15 protein-coding genes are annotated in these 17,230 nt (G+C 63.4%); 7 read left to right on the forward strand and 8 right to left on the reverse strand.

Features of this window, described 5'->3' with window-relative positions; genetic code table 11:
- Nucleotides 1-105 precede the first annotated feature (105 nt).
- Together V8Z74_RS24960 and V8Z74_RS24965 are read left to right on the forward strand one after the other, a co-directional pair.
- Nucleotides 106-762, forward strand: a complete 657-nt coding sequence (locus tag V8Z74_RS24960) for a hypothetical protein (RefSeq protein ID WP_349712012.1) — start codon at nt 106-108, stop codon at nt 760-762.
- Nucleotides 763-1,073: 311 nt separating this feature from the next.
- Entirely contained in the window at nt 1,074-1,430 is a 357-nt protein-coding gene (locus tag V8Z74_RS24965; RefSeq protein ID WP_349712014.1) for a hypothetical protein, read from the forward strand.
- Between the two features lie 20 nt (nt 1,431-1,450).
- Here V8Z74_RS24965 and V8Z74_RS24970 read toward each other — a convergent pair whose 3' ends face one another.
- Nucleotides 1,451-2,068 (reverse strand): glutathione S-transferase family protein, encoded by a 618-nt coding sequence (locus tag V8Z74_RS24970; RefSeq protein ID WP_349712016.1) that lies wholly within the window; start codon nt 2,066-2,068, stop codon nt 1,451-1,453.
- A gap of 170 nt (nt 2,069-2,238) precedes the next feature.
- On the opposite strand from V8Z74_RS24970, the gene V8Z74_RS24975 reads away from it, so the two are divergent.
- A complete protein-coding gene (locus V8Z74_RS24975) occupies nt 2,239-2,649 on the forward strand; it encodes a YkgJ family cysteine cluster protein (protein WP_349712018.1) in 411 nt (136 codons plus the stop codon).
- A gap of 22 nt (nt 2,650-2,671) precedes the next feature.
- Nucleotides 2,672-2,914 (forward strand): ATP-binding protein, encoded by a 243-nt coding sequence (locus V8Z74_RS24980; RefSeq protein ID WP_349712020.1) that lies wholly within the window; start codon nt 2,672-2,674, stop codon nt 2,912-2,914.
- A 10-nt stretch (nt 2,915-2,924) separates the two neighbouring features.
- Here the strand turns inward: V8Z74_RS24980 and V8Z74_RS24985 are convergent, their stop codons facing one another.
- From V8Z74_RS24985 to V8Z74_RS25005, 5 genes are all read right to left on the reverse strand, one after another.
- On the reverse strand, nt 2,925-4,322 hold the full coding sequence (locus V8Z74_RS24985; protein WP_066474472.1) for a sensor histidine kinase: 1,398 nt from the start codon (nt 4,320-4,322) through the stop codon (nt 2,925-2,927).
- Nucleotides 4,322-5,026 (reverse strand): response regulator transcription factor, encoded by a 705-nt coding sequence (locus V8Z74_RS24990; protein ID WP_066474474.1) that lies wholly within the window; start codon nt 5,024-5,026, stop codon nt 4,322-4,324. The genes V8Z74_RS24985 and V8Z74_RS24990 overlap by 1 nt, the downstream gene beginning before the upstream one ends.
- A gap of 119 nt (nt 5,027-5,145) precedes the next feature.
- Entirely contained in the window at nt 5,146-6,456 is a 1,311-nt protein-coding gene (locus V8Z74_RS24995; protein WP_349712022.1) for a TolC family protein, read from the reverse strand.
- Entirely contained in the window at nt 6,434-9,547 is a 3,114-nt protein-coding gene (locus tag V8Z74_RS25000) for an efflux RND transporter permease subunit (RefSeq protein WP_349712024.1), read from the reverse strand. Before V8Z74_RS25000 ends, V8Z74_RS24995 begins: the two co-directional genes overlap by 23 nt.
- A gap of 21 nt (nt 9,548-9,568) precedes the next feature.
- The gene (locus V8Z74_RS25005) at nt 9,569-10,723 is read right to left on the reverse strand and encodes an efflux RND transporter periplasmic adaptor subunit (RefSeq protein ID WP_349712026.1); all 1,155 of its coding nucleotides are present in this window, start codon (nt 10,721-10,723) and stop codon (nt 9,569-9,571) included.
- A gap of 224 nt (nt 10,724-10,947) precedes the next feature.
- On the opposite strand from V8Z74_RS25005, the gene V8Z74_RS25010 reads away from it, so the two are divergent.
- Together V8Z74_RS25010 and dinG are read left to right on the forward strand one after the other, a co-directional pair.
- Nucleotides 10,948-11,184 (forward strand): hypothetical protein, encoded by a 237-nt coding sequence (locus tag V8Z74_RS25010; RefSeq protein WP_349712028.1) that lies wholly within the window; start codon nt 10,948-10,950, stop codon nt 11,182-11,184.
- A 625-nt stretch (nt 11,185-11,809) separates the two neighbouring features.
- On the forward strand, nt 11,810-13,975 hold the full coding sequence (gene dinG, locus V8Z74_RS25015; RefSeq protein ID WP_349712030.1) for an ATP-dependent DNA helicase DinG: 2,166 nt from the start codon (nt 11,810-11,812) through the stop codon (nt 13,973-13,975).
- A 1,410-nt stretch (nt 13,976-15,385) separates the two neighbouring features.
- On the opposite strand, the gene V8Z74_RS25020 is transcribed toward dinG, so the two are convergent.
- Both V8Z74_RS25020 and V8Z74_RS25025 read right to left on the reverse strand, forming a co-directional pair.
- A complete protein-coding gene (locus V8Z74_RS25020; protein ID WP_245633313.1) occupies nt 15,386-15,850 on the reverse strand; it encodes an acyloxyacyl hydrolase in 465 nt (154 codons plus the stop codon).
- Nucleotides 15,851-16,220: 370 nt separating this feature from the next.
- The gene (locus V8Z74_RS25025; protein ID WP_349712032.1) at nt 16,221-16,796 is read right to left on the reverse strand and encodes a Spy/CpxP family protein refolding chaperone; all 576 of its coding nucleotides are present in this window, start codon (nt 16,794-16,796) and stop codon (nt 16,221-16,223) included.
- A gap of 258 nt (nt 16,797-17,054) precedes the next feature.
- Here V8Z74_RS25025 and rdgC point away from each other — a divergent pair.
- A partial coding sequence (gene rdgC / locus V8Z74_RS25030; RefSeq protein WP_349712034.1) for a recombination-associated protein RdgC occupies nt 17,055-17,230 on the forward strand: 176 nt, incomplete at its 3' end.

Here is a 17,230-nt window from a genome sequence, read left to right on the forward strand (position 1 = left end):
AACCCTGAACTCTTCGGGGTAACGTTGACTGCTCATAAGGACTCCTATTGGAACGGAAATAGGAGGCTTTGAACTATCTACAAAACCCTGGTCGATTCAGTTCTCTTGAAGAACACCATCCTGATTCCCTGTAAGCGGATCGGGGCAGTGAGCACCTTCGATTCGCATACAGACAAGGAATCTGAGATGCGATTCATCCCTACGTTCAACCCACGCGTTGAACAACTCAAGCTTGAAGCCAAGAAGCTACAGCGCAAGCGCGGTGGTAAGCACACCGAATTGCTAGATCGAGTGGCTCGGGGTGCTGGCTACGATCATTGGCACCATGTTATTCAGTGCCAGCGCAACACTGCCGCCAAACACGGCGGCCAGGTACTGCTGGCAGAGTGTGAGAACATTGTTCGTGCGGAGCAAGCGGGCGAGATCAGAGTCGTCATGACCGGTCCGGAAGTGCAAGTTGGCCCCTTCATCCTTTTTTCGACAGGGTTAGGGGATGCTTGGCTCCTGAGTCCAGAGGAAGATCTCAGCTTATGCCTGATGTGGCGCGGGCAAGTGAATGAACCGAAGATCACTGAAACGCACCAAGTTCTCGAAATAAGCTGGGATGCAACGTACGAACTTGCAAGCCCCTTCATGATGCTGACCCCTATCGATCGTCGCATTGCAGCTCAAGCGGTCGGCGGCTATCCTTTGGAAGGCGTACAAAAGCTGATCGACCAAGCCCTCTCATTTGAGGGCAAGTTCGCCAAGGTCATAGACTAGGACGACGCGATCGACCTCACAGACGCGATCATTAGAGATCTAGTGAAACAGGACTGGCAGGAAGAAGAGTTGCGATCGCTCGCAGCACAAGGCTTCCGGTACTCTCCGTCTCGGAACACTCTGTTGAGCCCGATCTTTGCTAGTGACGGAGACTTCTAGCACCATAGAATTCGTCAGTGGAGCGCTAGCGAAACCATATGGTGTACAGCCCTCGAATAGGATATTTGCACCATTCTGAGAATGAACACCATCACTTTTCTCACAACTCATGCAAAGCGCGCTGTCACACGTACCAACGATTCGCACGTTCAATGAGAACCTACAAGTCTCTGAACAAACGGACATCTGCAAAACCCCACACGGCCACCCACAGGTGGCCGTTTTTTTTTATTTCTTGGCCTACACCGTACTCCATTCTTGCCATGGCCCTTGCTATCTCTGACTTCCTGCACAGCCAGCAAGCACTGGCCGACGCCCCACTGGCAGCGGAAGACGAGGCATCCGTTCAGTGGACATGCCGAGGCCGCAAGCAGATGCATGGGGATGGCAATGGGTGGTGGTTGGCGATGAGGAGCGCGCCCCTGCCGTTCCAGGGCATCGGCCATGCGCGCCGCGAGGGCAATGCCTACGCCTGGGTGCCGACAAAGTTCGGCCCGCTGCGGCGCTGAACGGACCATTTGCCAGGCAATCACCCCAGCTTCCGCACCGACTCCCTCGCCTTCACCCGCTCGAAGTGCGCCGCCACGCGCGGAAACTCGGCGATGTCCACGCCGTCGCCCTGGAGCCAGCCGGCGACGGTGTACAGATAGCCGTCGGCCACGGTGAACTGCTCGCCCATCACCCAGGTCTTGTCGCCCAGGTAGTGCTGCTCGATCACGGCAAAGCAGTCGCGCATGTTCTGCGGCACCTTGGCGCGCATGCCGGCCTGGGCGGCTTCGTCGTCGGCCCAGCGCGAGGCGCGCGGGCGGTGGGCATGGGCGATGTGCACGGTGGATGCCAGGTAGGCATTGAACTCCTGCATTTGCGCCAGCGCGAAGGGATCATGAAGCGGCGCCAGATTGGCCTGGGGATGGGTCTGCGCCACGTACAGCAACAGCGCGGGAACCTCGGTCAGCACGCCGCGCTCTGTGACCAGCGCGGGCACGCGGCCCTTGGGGTTGATGGCCAGGTATTCGGGGCTGCGCTGCTGGTTGTCGGCAAAGCTAAGCGTCTTGAGCGTGAATTGCGCGCCGGCTTCATGCAGCGCGATGAGCACGGCCTGCGCGCAGGTGCCGGCAGCGTAGTACAGCGTGAGTGGGGTAGCCAAGATCCGTCTCCTGTGATGATCAATCAATCGTCCAGTGTAGGGCGTGCACCGCTGCGGCGCCCAGCCCCGAATTCCCTGGCCGCGGCCTGCACATGGCGGCCGCGGCGGGCAGGCGTGGCCGTCTCGTGGCAGCATCGCTTTCTTGTTGATGCGCCGACCCGAAACCCCGAATGAAATCCTCCATCCGCATCGTCGATGTAGACCGGCTCGAGACCTGGAGCAAGTACCGAAGCGGCCTGTGCGACAGCTGCGCGGCCAACTGCTGCACCATGCCGCTGGAAGTGCAGCTGTCGGACCTTGTCAGACTGGAGCTGGTCGACCCCTTCGAGGTGGAGAACGTGGACCCCAAGCTGATCGCCCGGCGGCTGCTCAAGGCCCGGCTGATCGACCACTACAACCCCAAGCACAATATCTTCACCATGGCGCGGCGCGCCAGCGGCGACTGCAATTTCCTGGACGAGAAGACGCGGCGCTGCACGGTGTACGACAAGCGCCCCGAGACCTGCCGCCTGCACCCGCAGAAAAAGAGCCCCAAGCCGGGATTCTGCGCCTACGGCGCCAACGCGCTGCAGCGCCGCTGAACCCAACACGCGCCCGCATCCCATGCACGCCCCGCGCAAGGCCCTGCCCGAAGTCGATACCCGGCGCTGCACCGGCTGCGGCTGGTGCGTGGGCGTCTGCCCACCCCATGTGCTGTCGCTGCAGGTACAGGGCACGGACCGCTTCGGCCCCAAGCGCTCGGTGCTGCACGATGCGCCCGGCTGCACGGGCTGCGCGCTGTGCGCGGTGCGCTGCCCCTTCGATGCCATCCGCATGGTGCGCAGGGATGCGCTGAAAACGGATTGATCCAGGCGGATCAGTCCGCCAGCGCCGGCAGCCAGATGCGGGCCATGAGCCCGGGATGCAGGTTGTGAAAGCTGAGCCTGCCGCCATGCAGCTGCACGATGGCCAGCACGCTGGCCAGGCCCAGCCCGTAGCCCTGCCGGTCCGAGTCCGCGCGGTAAAAGCGCGTGGTCATGTGCTCCATGGTCTGCGGGTCCACGCCCTGCCCCTTGTCCTGCACGGTGATCTCCACGCCCCAGGCACCGCCTTCGGCGCCGTGCTCGTGCGCCATGCCGGCATGCAGCAGAACGTCGCAGCCATGCTCGCTGTGGGGGACGGCGCCGTACTTGATGGCGTTGTCCACCAGGTTGGCCACGGCGCTGGCGATCAGATCGCCGTCGCCCAGGGCCACGGGCTCGCCCTGGGTGTCCAGCTGCATGATGCCGCCGCTGTCTTCCACCAGGGGCTGGTAGAACTCCAGCACGTCGATCAGCAGGGCCTTGAGGTCCACCGGCGCGAAGTTCTTGCGGCTGGCGCCGCTTTCCACCTCGGCGATCTGCAGCAGCTTGTCGAACACCACGCCGAGTTCGGCCACCTCCTGCGCCACGGCGGCCAGCGTAGCCGACTGCTCGGCCACCGGCGCCTGCTGGGCGTTGCGCAGCCGCAGCAGGATGCGCGTGAGCGGCGTGCGCAGGTTATGCGCAATGGTGTTGGAGACGTGGCGTATGCCTTCCATCAGCTGCTCGAGGCGGTCGAGCATGGTGTTGATGTCCTTGTTGAGCAGCGTGAACTCGTCCTCGCGCCCGCTGGTGGGAATGCGCTGGCGCAGGTCGCCGGCGGCCACGCGGGCCATGGTGCTGCGGATGTCCACGGCGCGCTCGTCCACCACGCGGCGGAACACCAGCGCCCCCACCACGGCCATGGCCAGGGCCGCCAGCGCGGCCAGCAGGCTGGCCTGGCCGAACAGGTCTTCCATGTCGCGCTGCAGCTGCATGTCGCTGCCCACGGCCAGCAGGTCGCCGTTGGGCAGCTCGGCCACGCCCACGCGGCCGGTCACCACCTTGCCGTTGCGCATGACCTTGAGCTCGCGCACGCCCATGGTGGTCAGGCGCCGGGTGCGCAGCAGGTCGGCATTGCCGACGATGGGCGTGCCATCGGAGTGCATCAGAATGATGATTTCCGTATCGGTGTCCACGCCGTCGCGCAGCGTCTGGTTGATCTCGTTTTCCAGCGCGGCCGGGCCGTATTTGATCGAGTGCTCCATGAGGCGGCGCAGGTGGATTTCCGCCTGCTTGTCCAGCCGTGCGCGCACCACGCCCACGGTCTGCACGTAGAACACCGACAGCACGATGCACATGGTCAGCACCATGAGGCCGCCGTAGCTCAGCGCCAGCCGGAATGCCAGCGAGCTCCAGGGTTTGGCCAGCGCCATCACGCCACCTCGGGCAAGTCCTGCGGTCTGTCGGAGAGGCTGTAGCCCACGCCGCGCACCGTGTGGATCAGCGCCGGCTCGAAGCCCTTGTCCACCTTGCTGCGCAGGCGGCTGATGTGCACGTCGATCACGTTGGTCTGCGGATCGAACCGGTAGTCCCAGACCGATTCCAGCAGCATGGTGCGCGTCACGATCTGGTGCGCATGCTGCATGAGAAAGGCCAGCAGGCGGAATTCGCGCGGCTGCAGGGTCAGCGCCACGCCGGCGCGCTCGGCGCTGCGCGTGATCAGGTTGACGCGCAGGTCGGCCACGCGCATCTCGCGCGCCGGCGCCGGGATCTGCGCGCGCCGCACCAGGGCTTCGAGGCGGGCCGAGAGTTCGGAGAACGCAAACGGTTTGGTCAGGTAGTCGTCGCAGCCGGCCTTGAGGCCGCGCACGCGCTCGTCGGTGGCCGACAGCGCGCTGAGCACCAGCACCGGCGTCTGCTTGCCCATGGAGCGCAGCGTCTGCAGGATCTGCAGCCCGTCGAAGCCGCCGGGCAGCATGCGGTCCAGGATGATCACGTCCCAGTTCTCGCCCACGGCCTGCGCAATGCCCTGCACGCCATCGGAGCAGACGCTGACATGCGCGCCTTGCTGACGCAGCCCTTCAGCGATGTAGCGCGCATTGAGCGCGTCGTCTTCGATGATGAGATAGCGGTACATGCGGTGTCTGTCTTTGCCCTGGGAAAGGCAGACACTATACGGCGCACCGGATTGCACTTGCTCTGCAGCCGGTGTTGCGGGAGATGGCGTGGGAACGGCCTCCATCTCCATGCTCCGCATCAGGGCCGGATCTGCGGCAGGTCGCCGCTGGCCAGGCGCACTTCCCATTCGGCGTCCAGCATGTCCTTGACCAGCTCCAGGTGCTCGAGGCGGTGCTCGGTGATGGAGCCCAGGGCATCGATCAGCTCCAGGATGCTGCCCTTGCCCAGCTGGTAGGCATCCTGCGCCATCTGGTGCAGCGGCGCGATCTGCGCCAGCCCTTCCTTCTCGTAGTCCTGCACGGCATTGCGGCGCAGAGCCAGCTGCTGCATGGCGCGCTGCAGCTCGCCCTGGGCGGCCAGCACGGCGGCATCGCGGCGCAGCTCGGCCTGGTCGGCCTCCACCTTGGCGCGGTCGATCTGGCCCTGGCGGCGGTCGAACAGCGGGATCTCCACGTTCACGCCGATCTGGTTGTAGCTGCCGTCGAAGCTGTTGCGGATGCGGGCAATGCCCACCGTGGGCGTGGGCAGGGCCTCGCGCTGCTCCAGCGCGATCCTGTGCCGCGCCTGGTCCAGTTCGGCCTGGGCCGCGCGCACGCTGGGCAGGCGCTGCTGCGCCATGTCCCACAGGCGGTCGTAGCGCGGCTGCATGGTTTCGGCCGTGGCCTGCAGGCTGCCCGCCGCACGTGCCGGCCACTGCGGCAGCGCGGCAATGGCCGAGACCTTGGCCATGGCGTCGACCAGCTCGGCCTGGGCCTTGCTGACCTGCATGGACATCTGGGCCTGCTGCAGGTTCAGGCGCGCGCCATCGTAGCGGCTGCGCGTGCCGGCCTCGATCTGGCCCTTGACGATGCGGCCGGCCTTGTTGAGTTCATCCTGCGCGCCCTGCCAGACCTTGAGGCGCTGCTGGGCGATCAGCAGCTCGTTGAACGCATGGGCGGCATCGCTCAGCGTGGTGGCCGTGGCCACGTCCGCATTGGCGGCCGCGGCGATCTCTCCCCTGCGTGCGTTTTCGATGCGCATGCCGCGCTGGCCAAAGATGGGCAGCGGCTGCTCTATGCCCCATTCCTTCTCGTCGCGCTTGTGGCTGTAGTGCACCGAGGGATTCGGAAAAGCCGCGGCCGTGCGGCTGTCGGCCTTGGCCAGGCCGATCTGCAGGCGCTCCGCCGCCAGGTTGGGCTGGTTCTGCACCACCAGGCGCAGGTATTCCTCCAGCGTCACCGGCTGCACGGGCGCCGCCACGGTCCTGGCAGGCGCAGGCTGCACGGCAGGGGTGGCGGGCGCTGCAGTCTGGGCCTGGGCCCAGGCCTGCCCGCAGCCCAGCGCGGCGGCCAGCGCGACGGCCAGCACCGGCGCAGCGGCCGGCCGCTTATTCATCTTGCGCGCGTTCATCACGTTCTTCCTGCGTCAACATATTCTTGGGGCCCATCAGGGCATACAGCACGGGCAGCAGCACCAGGGCCACCAGCGGCAGCACCACCATGCCGCCCACGATCACCGAGGCAAAGGGCTTTTGCGTCTCGCTGCCCACGCCCGTGGACAGCGCCATGGGCAGCAGGCCCAGCAGCGCCAGCAGCGCCACCAGCAGGATGGAGCGCATGCGCTCGGCCGTGCCCGCAATCAGGGCCTCCATGAGCGGCATGCCCTGGCGGCGCAGTTCCTCCACCGCCGAGATCACCAGCAGGCCTGCCAGCGCCACCTGGCCCAGCAGCGCGATGAAGCCGATGGCGGCGCTGATGGACAGCTCGATCTGCGCCAGGTGCAAGGCCGCGATGCCGCCCACCATGGCGAACGGCGCGCACAGCAGGATGATGCCGGCGCTGCGCGCCTGCCCCAGCGCGCCGAACAGCAGCGCATAGACGATGAGCAGCGACAGCGGCACCACCACCTTCAGGCGCGCGGCGGCGCGCTGCTGGTTCTCCCACTCTCCGCCCCAGACGGCCTGGTAGCCCTCGGGCAGCTGCACATTGGCCTTGAAGGTGGCCAGCGTGTCCTTGACCACGGAGCCGATGTCGCGCCCTTCCACGTTGAACTTGAGCGCCATGTAGCGCGCATTGCCCTCGCGGAAGATGGAGGAGTTGCCGATCTTGATGCTGACCGTGCCCACGGAATGCAGGGGGACGGAGCCGCCGTCGGGCAGCGGAATGGCGATGTTGCGGATGCGCTCCTCGTCCATGCGGTCCACATAGGGCAGCCGCACGCGCACGGGCACGGGGAATTCGCCCTCCCACAGCGTGGTGGCCACGTTGCCGGCCAGGGCGACACCCAGGCTCTTCTGCGCGGTTTCCATGGCGATGCCCTGGCGCGCCAGGGCCTGGCGGTCGAACTCCACATGCACCTGGGGTGCGGGCGCATCGCGGTACAGGCCGAGGTCGACCACGCCGTCGATCTTGCCGACCAGGCTCACGGTTTGCTCAAGGATGGCGCGCAGCTTGGGAATCTCGGGGCCGAACACCTTGAGCACCACCTGGCCGCGCGCGCCGGAGGTGGATTCCTCCACGCTGTCGCGGATGGGCTGGGCGAAGTTGAAGGCCACGCCGGGAATCTCGCTCAGGGTGGCGCGCATCTGCTCGATCAGCGCGGGCTTGTCCAGGCCCTTGCGCCATTCGCCATGGGGCTTGAGGCGCACCAGCACCTTGGCCAGGTTCAGGGTCTCGTTGTCCGTGCCGGATTCGGGGCGGCCCTGCTCGGTGGTGACCGAGATCACCTCGGGGAAGACCTTGAGGCGCAGGCGCACGTCGCGCAGCACTTCCTGGCCCTTTTCCAGCGAGATGGAAGCCGGCATCTGCACCAGCACATAGGCATCACCCTCGTCGAGCTCGGGCAGGAATTCCGTGCCCAGCCACTTGGCGGAAACGCCCGCGACCAGCAGCACGGCGGTGAAGGCCGCGATCACCGCGAAGCGCTTCCGGCCCGCGCCCAGCACGCCGGCGATCCAGTGCTGGTAGCCATGCTCGGCGCGTTCGAAGACCTTGGGCTCCTCCACCATCACATGCTTAGGTTTGAGGAACAGCGCACACAGCGCCGGCACCAGGCCCATGGCAAAGACCAGCGCGCCCAGCAGCGCAAAGCTGTAGGTCATGGCCAGCGGACGGAAGATGCGGCCCTCGATGCTCTGCAGCGAGAACACCGGGATCAGCGCCGCGATCACGATGGCCATGGCGAACAGCGTGGGCTTGGCCACGGCCACGGCCGAGTCCACGATGATGTGGCGCATGTCGTTGGCCGTCTGTGGCCGGCGGTGGCGCGCGTTGCGGATGATGTTCTCGGCCAGCACCACGGCGCCGTCCACCATGATGCCGAAGTCGATGGCGCCCATGGAGATCAGGTTGGCCGGCATGCCCAGCCAGTGCAGGCCGATGAAGGCCACCAGCAGCGACAGCGGGATCACCGTGGCCACGATCAGCGAGCCGCGCAGGCTGCGCAGGAACAGCCACAGCAGGCCCACGATCAGGGTGGCGCCGAACAGCAGGTTGTGCTGCACGGTCTTGAGCGTATGGCCCACGAGGTCGGAGCGGTCGAAGTTGGTGACCATCTTCATGCCGTCGGGCAGGCCGCCGCTGTTGAGCTGCTCGACCTTGGCATGGATGTTGTCCAGCACCACGGAGGGGTTCTCGCCGCGCTTGAGCAGCACGATGCCCTGCACCACGTCGTCATGCTCGTCCATGCCCACCGAGCCCTGGCGCGGCGTGTGCGACTGCACCACGCGCGCCACGTCGCCGATGGTCACGGGCGCCTTGCCGCGCATGGCCACCACCACTTCCTGCATCTCCTGCGGAGTGCGCAGCAGGCCGATGCCGCGGATGATGAGCGACTGCTCGCCGCGGCGCATCAGACCGCCGCCCACGTTGCGGTTGGACTTGGCCAGCGCCTCGCTCACATCGTCCAGCGACAGGCCCAGGCGGTAGAGTTTTTCAGGGTCAACCTCGACATGGAATTCCTTGACGAAGCCGCCGATGCTCACCACGTCGGCCACGCCCTGCACCTGCTTGAGCACGCGCACCACGCGCCATTCCTGCTCCGTGCGCAGCTGCGCCAGCGTGTGCTTGTCGCTTTGCAGGCGGTAGTAGAAGATCTTGCCCAGCGGCGTGTAGTCGGGCGCCATCTCGGGCGTGACGCCGTCGGGCAGGTCGGCCTGCGGCAGGCGCTGGGCCACCAGGGCGCGCGCCGTGAAGCTCTGGGCCTCGTCGTTGAAGACGAGGTTGATCATGGACAGGCCGAAATAGCTTTCCGAACGCAGCGAGACCAGCCCCGGCGTGCCGTTGAGCTCGCGCTCCAGCGGCTGGGTGATCTGGCGCTCCACCTCCTCGGGCGCCAGGCCCGGCGCCTGGGCAATCACGCCCACCTGCACGTTGGTCACGTCGGGATAGGCTTCGATGGCGGTTTGCAGGTACGAATAGATGCCGTACAGCGCAATGGCCAGGGTGGCGCAAAGAGCCACCAGGCGCCTGTGCACGACAAACGCAATGAATGAACGCAGCATGGCTATGGACTCCCGCTGCGCTTAAAGCAGCTGGCTGGCAGCACCGTCCAGCAGCAGGCCGCCACGCACCACGATCTTCTCGCCTACCTTGAGGCCCGAGATCACCGGCACCATGCCGCGCGCCGGGCGGCCCAGGGTCACGGTGCGCGCCTCGAACTGGTTGTTCTCGCGCTGCACGAAGACCACGCTGCGGCTTTCGTCCTTGATCAGCACGGCCGTGACGGGAATCAGCATCTCCTGCTGGTTGGACAGCTGCACGCCCACGCGCGCCTGCATGCCGGGGCGCAGGGCCGGATTCTGCTCGGCCAGCTCCACGATCACCGCGGCACGGCGCGACTCCTTGTCCAGCGTGGCGCCCAGATGGCGCACCGTGCCCTTGAGCGGGCGCGGCAGCTGGGGAATCTCCACCTGCACGGGACTGCCCAGGCGGATGCCGGGCAGGTCGCTTTCGAACACTTCGGCCACGATGTTCATGGCCTGCGGATCGCCCACCATGAACAGCGCGGTGCTGGGTTCCACCGCATCCCCCACGACGGCCTTGCGCTCGGCCACGATGCCGGCGCGCGGCGCGCGCAGCACGATGCGGTCGCCCTCGCCCGGGCCCAGCAGCGCTGCCGTGCCCTGGGCGCGCGAGAGCTCCTGCGAAGTCTCGCGCAGCTTGGCCTGGGCGGCCCGCAGATCCACCTCGACGCCCACGCCCTTGTCCACCATGTTCTGGTGGCGCTGAGCCTCCACCGCGGCCACGTCATGGGCCGTGCGGGCCGCTGCCACCTCGTAGCGGGCACGCAGGGCATCGGGGCTGACCAAGGTGGCCAGCACATCGCCGGCCTTGACCATGTCGCCCACATGCGCGCTCACATTGACCACGCGCGCCGACACCGGCACCGATACGGAAGCCACACGGTCCTCCACGAAGGCCACATGCGCAGGCGCCCAGGCCATCTGCACGCCCTGGGGGTCGGCCACGGGCGCGATCTCCAGCATCTTCAGGGACTCGGGCTTGAGCTGCACCATCCCCTTAGGCAGCTGGGCCACCGGCTTGCCCGGCTCGCCGGCATCCTTGGCGGCCTTGGAGTCATTGCAGCCGGCCAGCAGAACGGAAACGGCCAGGGCCACGCTGCCCAACCACACAGGTATATGCGCAGTATTGGACAGCACCGCGATTCTTTGCTTCATCTTTCACCCTCAAACACACGGCTTGCGCAACCCAGGCTCAAGCAAGACGCTCGCGCTTCGGAACGCCCCTGGACACATTCCCTGTTTGTGCAAGCCCCAAAACATCCAGGCGGGAGCGAAAAACGGCCTCGCCGTCGACTCCTGCGACGGGGCCATGCTAGGAAAGAGCCCTGGCTGCAGGGGTGACGCATTGATTACCGTTTGGTAAGGATTGCCGGCCAAGCATGTACCGCAGCCGCGCATCCCTTTCGCTCTGGCGCACGGACGGCAAACATCAACTGTATGAAATGACAGTTGCCTGCCTTCAGCTTCCACTCAAGCGTAATTTTTCATACAAAACCGTTCCAGACCCGCTTCCTGACCACTTTTGGGACGGTTTGAGCGAGCCTTGCGTTTCATCCAAAAAATCCAATAAAGTCGCATTTTTTCTATTTATATCAAAAGAAGTTAGCTATAAATAAAATAGCAATCAAAATTTGAAAAAATGGCAGCTAGCACATTTCCATGCATGAATTGGGCTTGTTTCAGGATTTGGGGTCCCCATGTCCCGCCTTCATGCCATATGAGCACATGCAGAAAAGTGCATATCGGAAAAATGCAAGAAACAACAACCCTGTGGATAAATCTGCGGCTTCTTGCTTCATGATCCATCCAACTAACCACAGACACTTATTCACAGGCTTGGGCATCATCTTCACCCAACAAAAAAATCGGCAACACCAAAATCCAAAGATTCACAAATAGATAACAACCACCTGAAGAACCCATCAACAAACATGTCCACAGACTTGCGCACAACATCCAAACACATCAAGGCAGGGCAGACCATGTGGATAAGCACTACAGCATGCTGCCCTGGCCATCCACAATTACAATGAACAACTCCTTGGGATCTGGTGGATAACATACAGGCAGCGGACCGCTTGCAGACAAGATAGGACGATACCTTGTAGCTTGTAAAAAATGTGAACGACCAGTTTTGTAAGCTGTATTTCATAAGAAAAGCAGCTTATTTGATACATATCTCTGTAAGAATATTTATAAAACGCAGTCGCTCAGCGTCTTTGCGTGCCGAAAAACGCTGAAATGCATGAAAAAAAGTGGGCTCAGGATGCCCTGAATTCCTTTGATGCGCTGGTCGGAGCCATGCCGGGGTTCCGCAATCGCGAAGGACAGCGAAAAATGGCGACCCAGGTCGCCCAGACTCTGAGCCAGGCCCAGCTCGGAAAAGTGGATGAAGGCGATCCCGAACCCCGGCGTTCCATTGCCGTCGTGCAGGCCGGCACCGGCGTGGGCAAATCGCTGGCGTACAGCATTCCGGCCATCAGCATGGCCTTGTCGCGTGGTACCCGGGTGCTGATTTCCACGGCCACCGTGGCCCTGCAGGAGCAGCTGGTCAACAAGGATCTGCCCGCCCTGGCCCAGCAGCTCGACCAGCCCTTCAAGTTCGCCTTGGCCAAGGGCCGGGGCCGCTTCGTCTGCAAGCTCAAGCTGGAGCGCCTGGCCAGCACCGGCGAAGCCCAGGACGAGATGGACGACCTGTTCGGCGAGGAAGAGGCACAGGCCCGTGCGGCCCGCCCCCGCCACGAACTGGAGGCCCGCATCCAGTTCTACAGATCCATGGCCGATGCCCTCGCCACCCAGGCCTGGAACGGCGACCGCGACATGCTGGAAACGCCGCCCGAAGCCGAGGCCTGGAGTCCCGTGGCCGCGGAATCGGCCTCGTGCACGGGCAAGCACTGCCCGGCATTCAGCCAATGCGTCTACTACGAGCGCCGCAAGGACCTTGTGGCCGCCCAGGTCATCGTGGCCAACCACGATCTGCTGCTGTCGTCCCTGGGCTCCAAGCTGCTGCCGGAGCTGGACAACTGCCTTCTGGTGCTCGATGAGGCCCACCACCTGCCCTCCACGGCCTTGGACCAGTTCGCGGGCGAGATGGACCTGAGCCGCCTCACCTGGATCGACAAGCTGGCCAGCCGCGCCCTGCGCGTGAACACGGTAGCCGAGGTGGAGGAACTGGCCGACGTGCCCCAACATGCCGGCCAGCTGCGCCAGCAGCTGCAGGAACTGGCCCGCCTGGTGATGGCGCACTATGGGGACGCCCTGAAGTCCCAGAAGGACAGCTATGGCCCGGCCCGCGTGCGCGTTCCCCGCGGCGTGCTGCCCGAGGACCTGCTGGAGCCCCTGGGCCTGATCGCCCATCATGCGGACCGCTTCCTGGACGCTTTGCGCGCGGTGTCCAAGGCGCTGAGAGCCGAAATCAAGGACAAGCCCGAAGAATCCCGCAGGCTTTCCACCATCTATGCACAGGTTGGCGCACTGGCGCCCCGGCTGGAATCCATCTTCGACACCACGCAGTTGCTGCTGCAGCAAGCTCCTGAAGATGACGACAGAAAAACCATCCCCAACGCAAAATGGTTCACGTTGGAGACAGATGGCGAGTACATAGTGGTCAAGGCCCATGCCAGCCCGATACAGCCCGGAGCCACCCTGCGCCAGCATCTGTGGTCGCAGGTGCGCGGTGCGGTGCTGACATCGGCCACACTGACCAGCTGTGGACAATTCGACTTCTTCCTGCGCGAGTCCGGCCTGGCCGGCGATGCCTCGGTGACCACGCTGGAGGTCCCCAGCCCCTTCGACTATGCCCGCCAAGGCACTCTGGTGGCCCGCGAGACGGCCGCAGACCCGCGAGAAGCCGCCCGCTTCACCGAAGAGATGGTCGAGGCTCTATTGACCGATCTGAGCCGCGTACAGGCGGGTGCGCTGGTCTTGTTTACCTCCAGGGAGCAGATGCGCCAGGCGGTGGATGCCTTGTCCACCGCCATGCGCTCGCAGGTGCTGGTGCAGACCGCCCTGCCCCGCCCCACGCTGCTGGCCCGCCACCGCGACGCCGTCGCGCTCGGGGAGCCTTCCATCATCTTCGGCATGCAGTCCTTTGGCGAAGGCCTGGACCTGCCCGGGGCGCTGTGCGAATCCCTGTTCATCACCAAGCTGCCGTTCGCCCCGCCCGACGATCCCGTGGGCGAAGCACGGGCCGAGTGGCTGCGCAGCAGCGGCCGCAACCCCTTCAACGAGCTGGTGGTGCCCGCCACTGCCATACGGCTGGCCCAGTGGGTGGGACGCGCCATACGCACGGAGGAAGACCGTGCCCATGTCTACTGCTATGACCGACGCCTGGTGGCCACCAGCTACGGCCAGCAGCTGATCAAGGGCCTGCCGCCCTTCACCCTTCAGCGCCAGGCCGTGCGCTAAGCCCTGCCGAGCGGGACACAGCGCCACAGTTGGCCACTTCCGGCGGGCCGGGTTGTGGAAAACATCGCCCAACCGGGTTGGCCGGACCGATGGGCTTTTTTGCACCGTTTTCGCCTCCCGCTGCATGTCCGTGCTCTGCTGAACCGGTTCTGTTTCGGACGGTTCGTTGCCAGAAGACAGTCCGCCGTATTGCTGCCTGTCCTTGCCGCGGCAGGCGAACATCCGTCCGGCCAGCTTGAGGCCGCTCTCCGTGAATCAAAAAATTCAGTAAAAACAACGGTTTGCTGGATCGATTTCCTTGCTGCCTCCTCATGCAGAGCCCCGCAGCCGCCCTCGCTTGCCAGGCGTTGAACAGCCATTGAAATTTTTTGAATGATTTTTCCAGGGACAGCGGGACCAGATGCAGCCGACAGGCCTCTAGGAACAGCCCTGCTTACACACAGGTGTGCAGAACATTCTGTGGATAAATTACCTTTCAAACGCTTTTCCAGCTGCATTTATCCCCAGCTCCGGAAGAGCGAGCCGCGCATCTTACGCCACTTTTCCCTGCAGCGGCGCGTGTATTCCACTGGAGCCGGATTTTTTCCGCAGTTCATGTCGACAAACGCAGCAGGACACCCTCATGCCGATCCGGAAAAACAAGGAAGACCGAACTTGGCCCCGGTTGTTCTTTGGAAGTTTTATAAAAAAATAGTCGTAGTAGTAAAGGTCGCTTTAGGCTGTTGATAACTTGAAAAAATATATAAAAATCAAGGAAATTCCTCGAGGATAACGATGTGCATGGACATGCTTTGCCGCTGTCCTGCTGGAATGAACAAGTCTGGCTGAATGGTTCTTTCTGTGCACAAGTGAAAATTTCTTGTGCACTTGTCCACAGTTTTCCACGACAAGGAATTTTTCTAGATATCTCCATGAATCCATTGAAAAACAATAGTTTTTAGCTCACTTTTTTATAGTGAACAAGGATTGAAAAGGTTCTTCTACACCTGCATGGCGCTGTCTGTGTCCGTGCATGCGGGCGTTTTCCAGTGATCTGGAGAACGCTTTTTTTATTCAACGCAGCAGAATGGCTGTGAAAAATGCGTCCTTGGTTGTTATTCCTAGACTTAGTTTTTTAATTAGTAGTAATAGTAAGTGCCCCACTTAAGTGTTGATAAGTGATAAATCATATTAAAAATCAATAACTTATGTTTACGTTAAACATGTGTCTGAAGGCCTGTTGCCGCTGTCCTCGTTTTGGGTACAACTTGGGGCAACGGCCACGGCTTGTGGAAAACGTCAAAGATCCATGTTTTTTATCACCATGTTTTTCCACAGGTGCTTGCGGACAAAAAAAGCCACCCTGTCGCGGGTGGCTGGTATGGAAGTGGCCTGCCTGCCTAGGCCGGCCCGGCGGCCGAAGTCGGCGGCCTAGAAATGGCGCACATAGCGCAGCTGCAGAAAGTTCTCTCCCGGATTGGGTTCCTTGATGCCTGCGTTGGAAAGATGCTCGAGGCGCAGGCTGACCTCGTTCCTCAGTTGCTCGCCGAACAGATAGCCCACACCGATATGGGTGGCAAAGTTGAAGCGCGTGGAGAATTCCTTGTGGTCGGTGATGTAGCGGCGATTGGTGGCGTAGCTCACGCCTATGCCGGCCTCCGCAAACCAGGGGGACTGGCCCTGGTCGGGGCGCCAGCGCAGCGTGGGCTTGGCGCCGAGGACCCAGGTCGAGCGGTTGCTGCCTTCGTATCTGGCGGACCAGTGGCTGCCCCAGATGTCCCAGTAGCCGGTGACCAGGCCGCCACCCAGGCGGTAGCTCCACTGGCTCCAGGGAATGGTGGCGCCCAGGGTCCAGCTGTCCGTGCCATGCTCCGCCGCGCCGTACTGCAGGTACATGCCGGGATTGTTTTGTGAACTACCCGGTATGTTCTGTGCAAAACTGCCTGTGCTGGCCAGCATTGCCAGCACGGCAATCGCATATCCCCCGTGAAATTTTCGTTTTTGCATGGTAACTGCCCCTTAAATGACGTGAATTTCGCAGTCTGCCCGATGGGTTGGGATGGCGCTGCGGCAACGCCGGTTTCTGGCAAGCTGTGTATATCACTGTAGTAATAAATCCTGCTGGAGATGTCGGCAGGGGCAGGGGACCGCAGTCAGCAAAAGCTGAATCCTGGAAGCCCCGGGGAAGAGGCGGGGGCAAGCTGCAGCAGCAAAAAAGCCCCCGGCCTGTGCAGGCCGGGGGCTTTGGCGTTCAGCGCAGCTGTGCTTATTGGGCGGCAGGAGCCGGTGCTGGTGCAGCCGGGCGTTCGTGGCCGGGCTTGCCGCCATGCGGTCCATGGTGCGGGCGGGGGCCATGGTGCATGCGCAGGGTTTCGGCATCGAAGGTCTTTTGCTGCTCGGCCGTCAGCTGGGCATAGAAGGCCTTGGTGGCTTGCGCGCGGCGATCCATCTCGGCATTGCGGTGTTCGCGCATTTCACGCATCTTGTCGATGCGCTGGGGAGTCGTGAGCTTGGCAAAGGCTTCGCGGTCCATGCGGGCAGGGCGTTCGCCGGGCTTCATGGCGGCGGCGTAGGTGCTCCAGGCGGATTCCTGGGCCGGGGTCAGCTTCAGGTCGGCCTTGAGCTTGGCGATGCGCTGCTGCATGCGCTCCATGCGTTCGGCGCGCCTGTCTTCCATATTGCCCTGGCCATGCTTGTGCTGGGGCGCTGCCTGGGCGGTTGCCGCGGCAGGGGCTGCGGGCGCTGCGGGCGCCGTGGTCTGGGCGAAACTGGGCAGGCTCAGCGAGGCGAGCAGGGCGGAGGCGATGGCTGCGCTGGTGAGCGTCTTGTGAAAGCGGGTCATGCCGGGTTCCTTTCTTGCGAAGTGGATGAAGGGCCGCTCGGTGTTGCTCCAGTGTGGGCATCCGGCAGCGGATGACTGAAGTGTGGGGTGCCCATGTTTCTGCGACGTGTGGTTTTGCAGCCGGTCTGTAAAGTATTACGAACGGGTTCTTTAGTTGCTGCGCACAATGGCCGCTGTGGACGTTGGGCGCATGCCCGTGTTTTGTGTCCGGTCCGGGGCGCCGAGAGGGCGCCGGCCGATGAGTCGAAAAGGTTTTTGATGTTCAAAAACATGATTGTTTATCGCATTGCCGAAGGATGGCAAAGCGATCTGCAGGTGCTGGAGGAGGCGTTGAGCAAGACGCCGTTTGCCGAGTGCGGCGCAACCCAGGAGCGCAGCGCCGGCTGGGTGCCGCCGCGCGGCGAGCAGCACGGGCCGCTGGCCGAGAGCGTGGC

Source organism: Comamonas sp. w2-DMI, from assembly GCF_040187735.1.
Taxonomy (GTDB): Bacteria; Pseudomonadota; Gammaproteobacteria; order Burkholderiales; family Burkholderiaceae_C; genus Comamonas; species Comamonas terrae.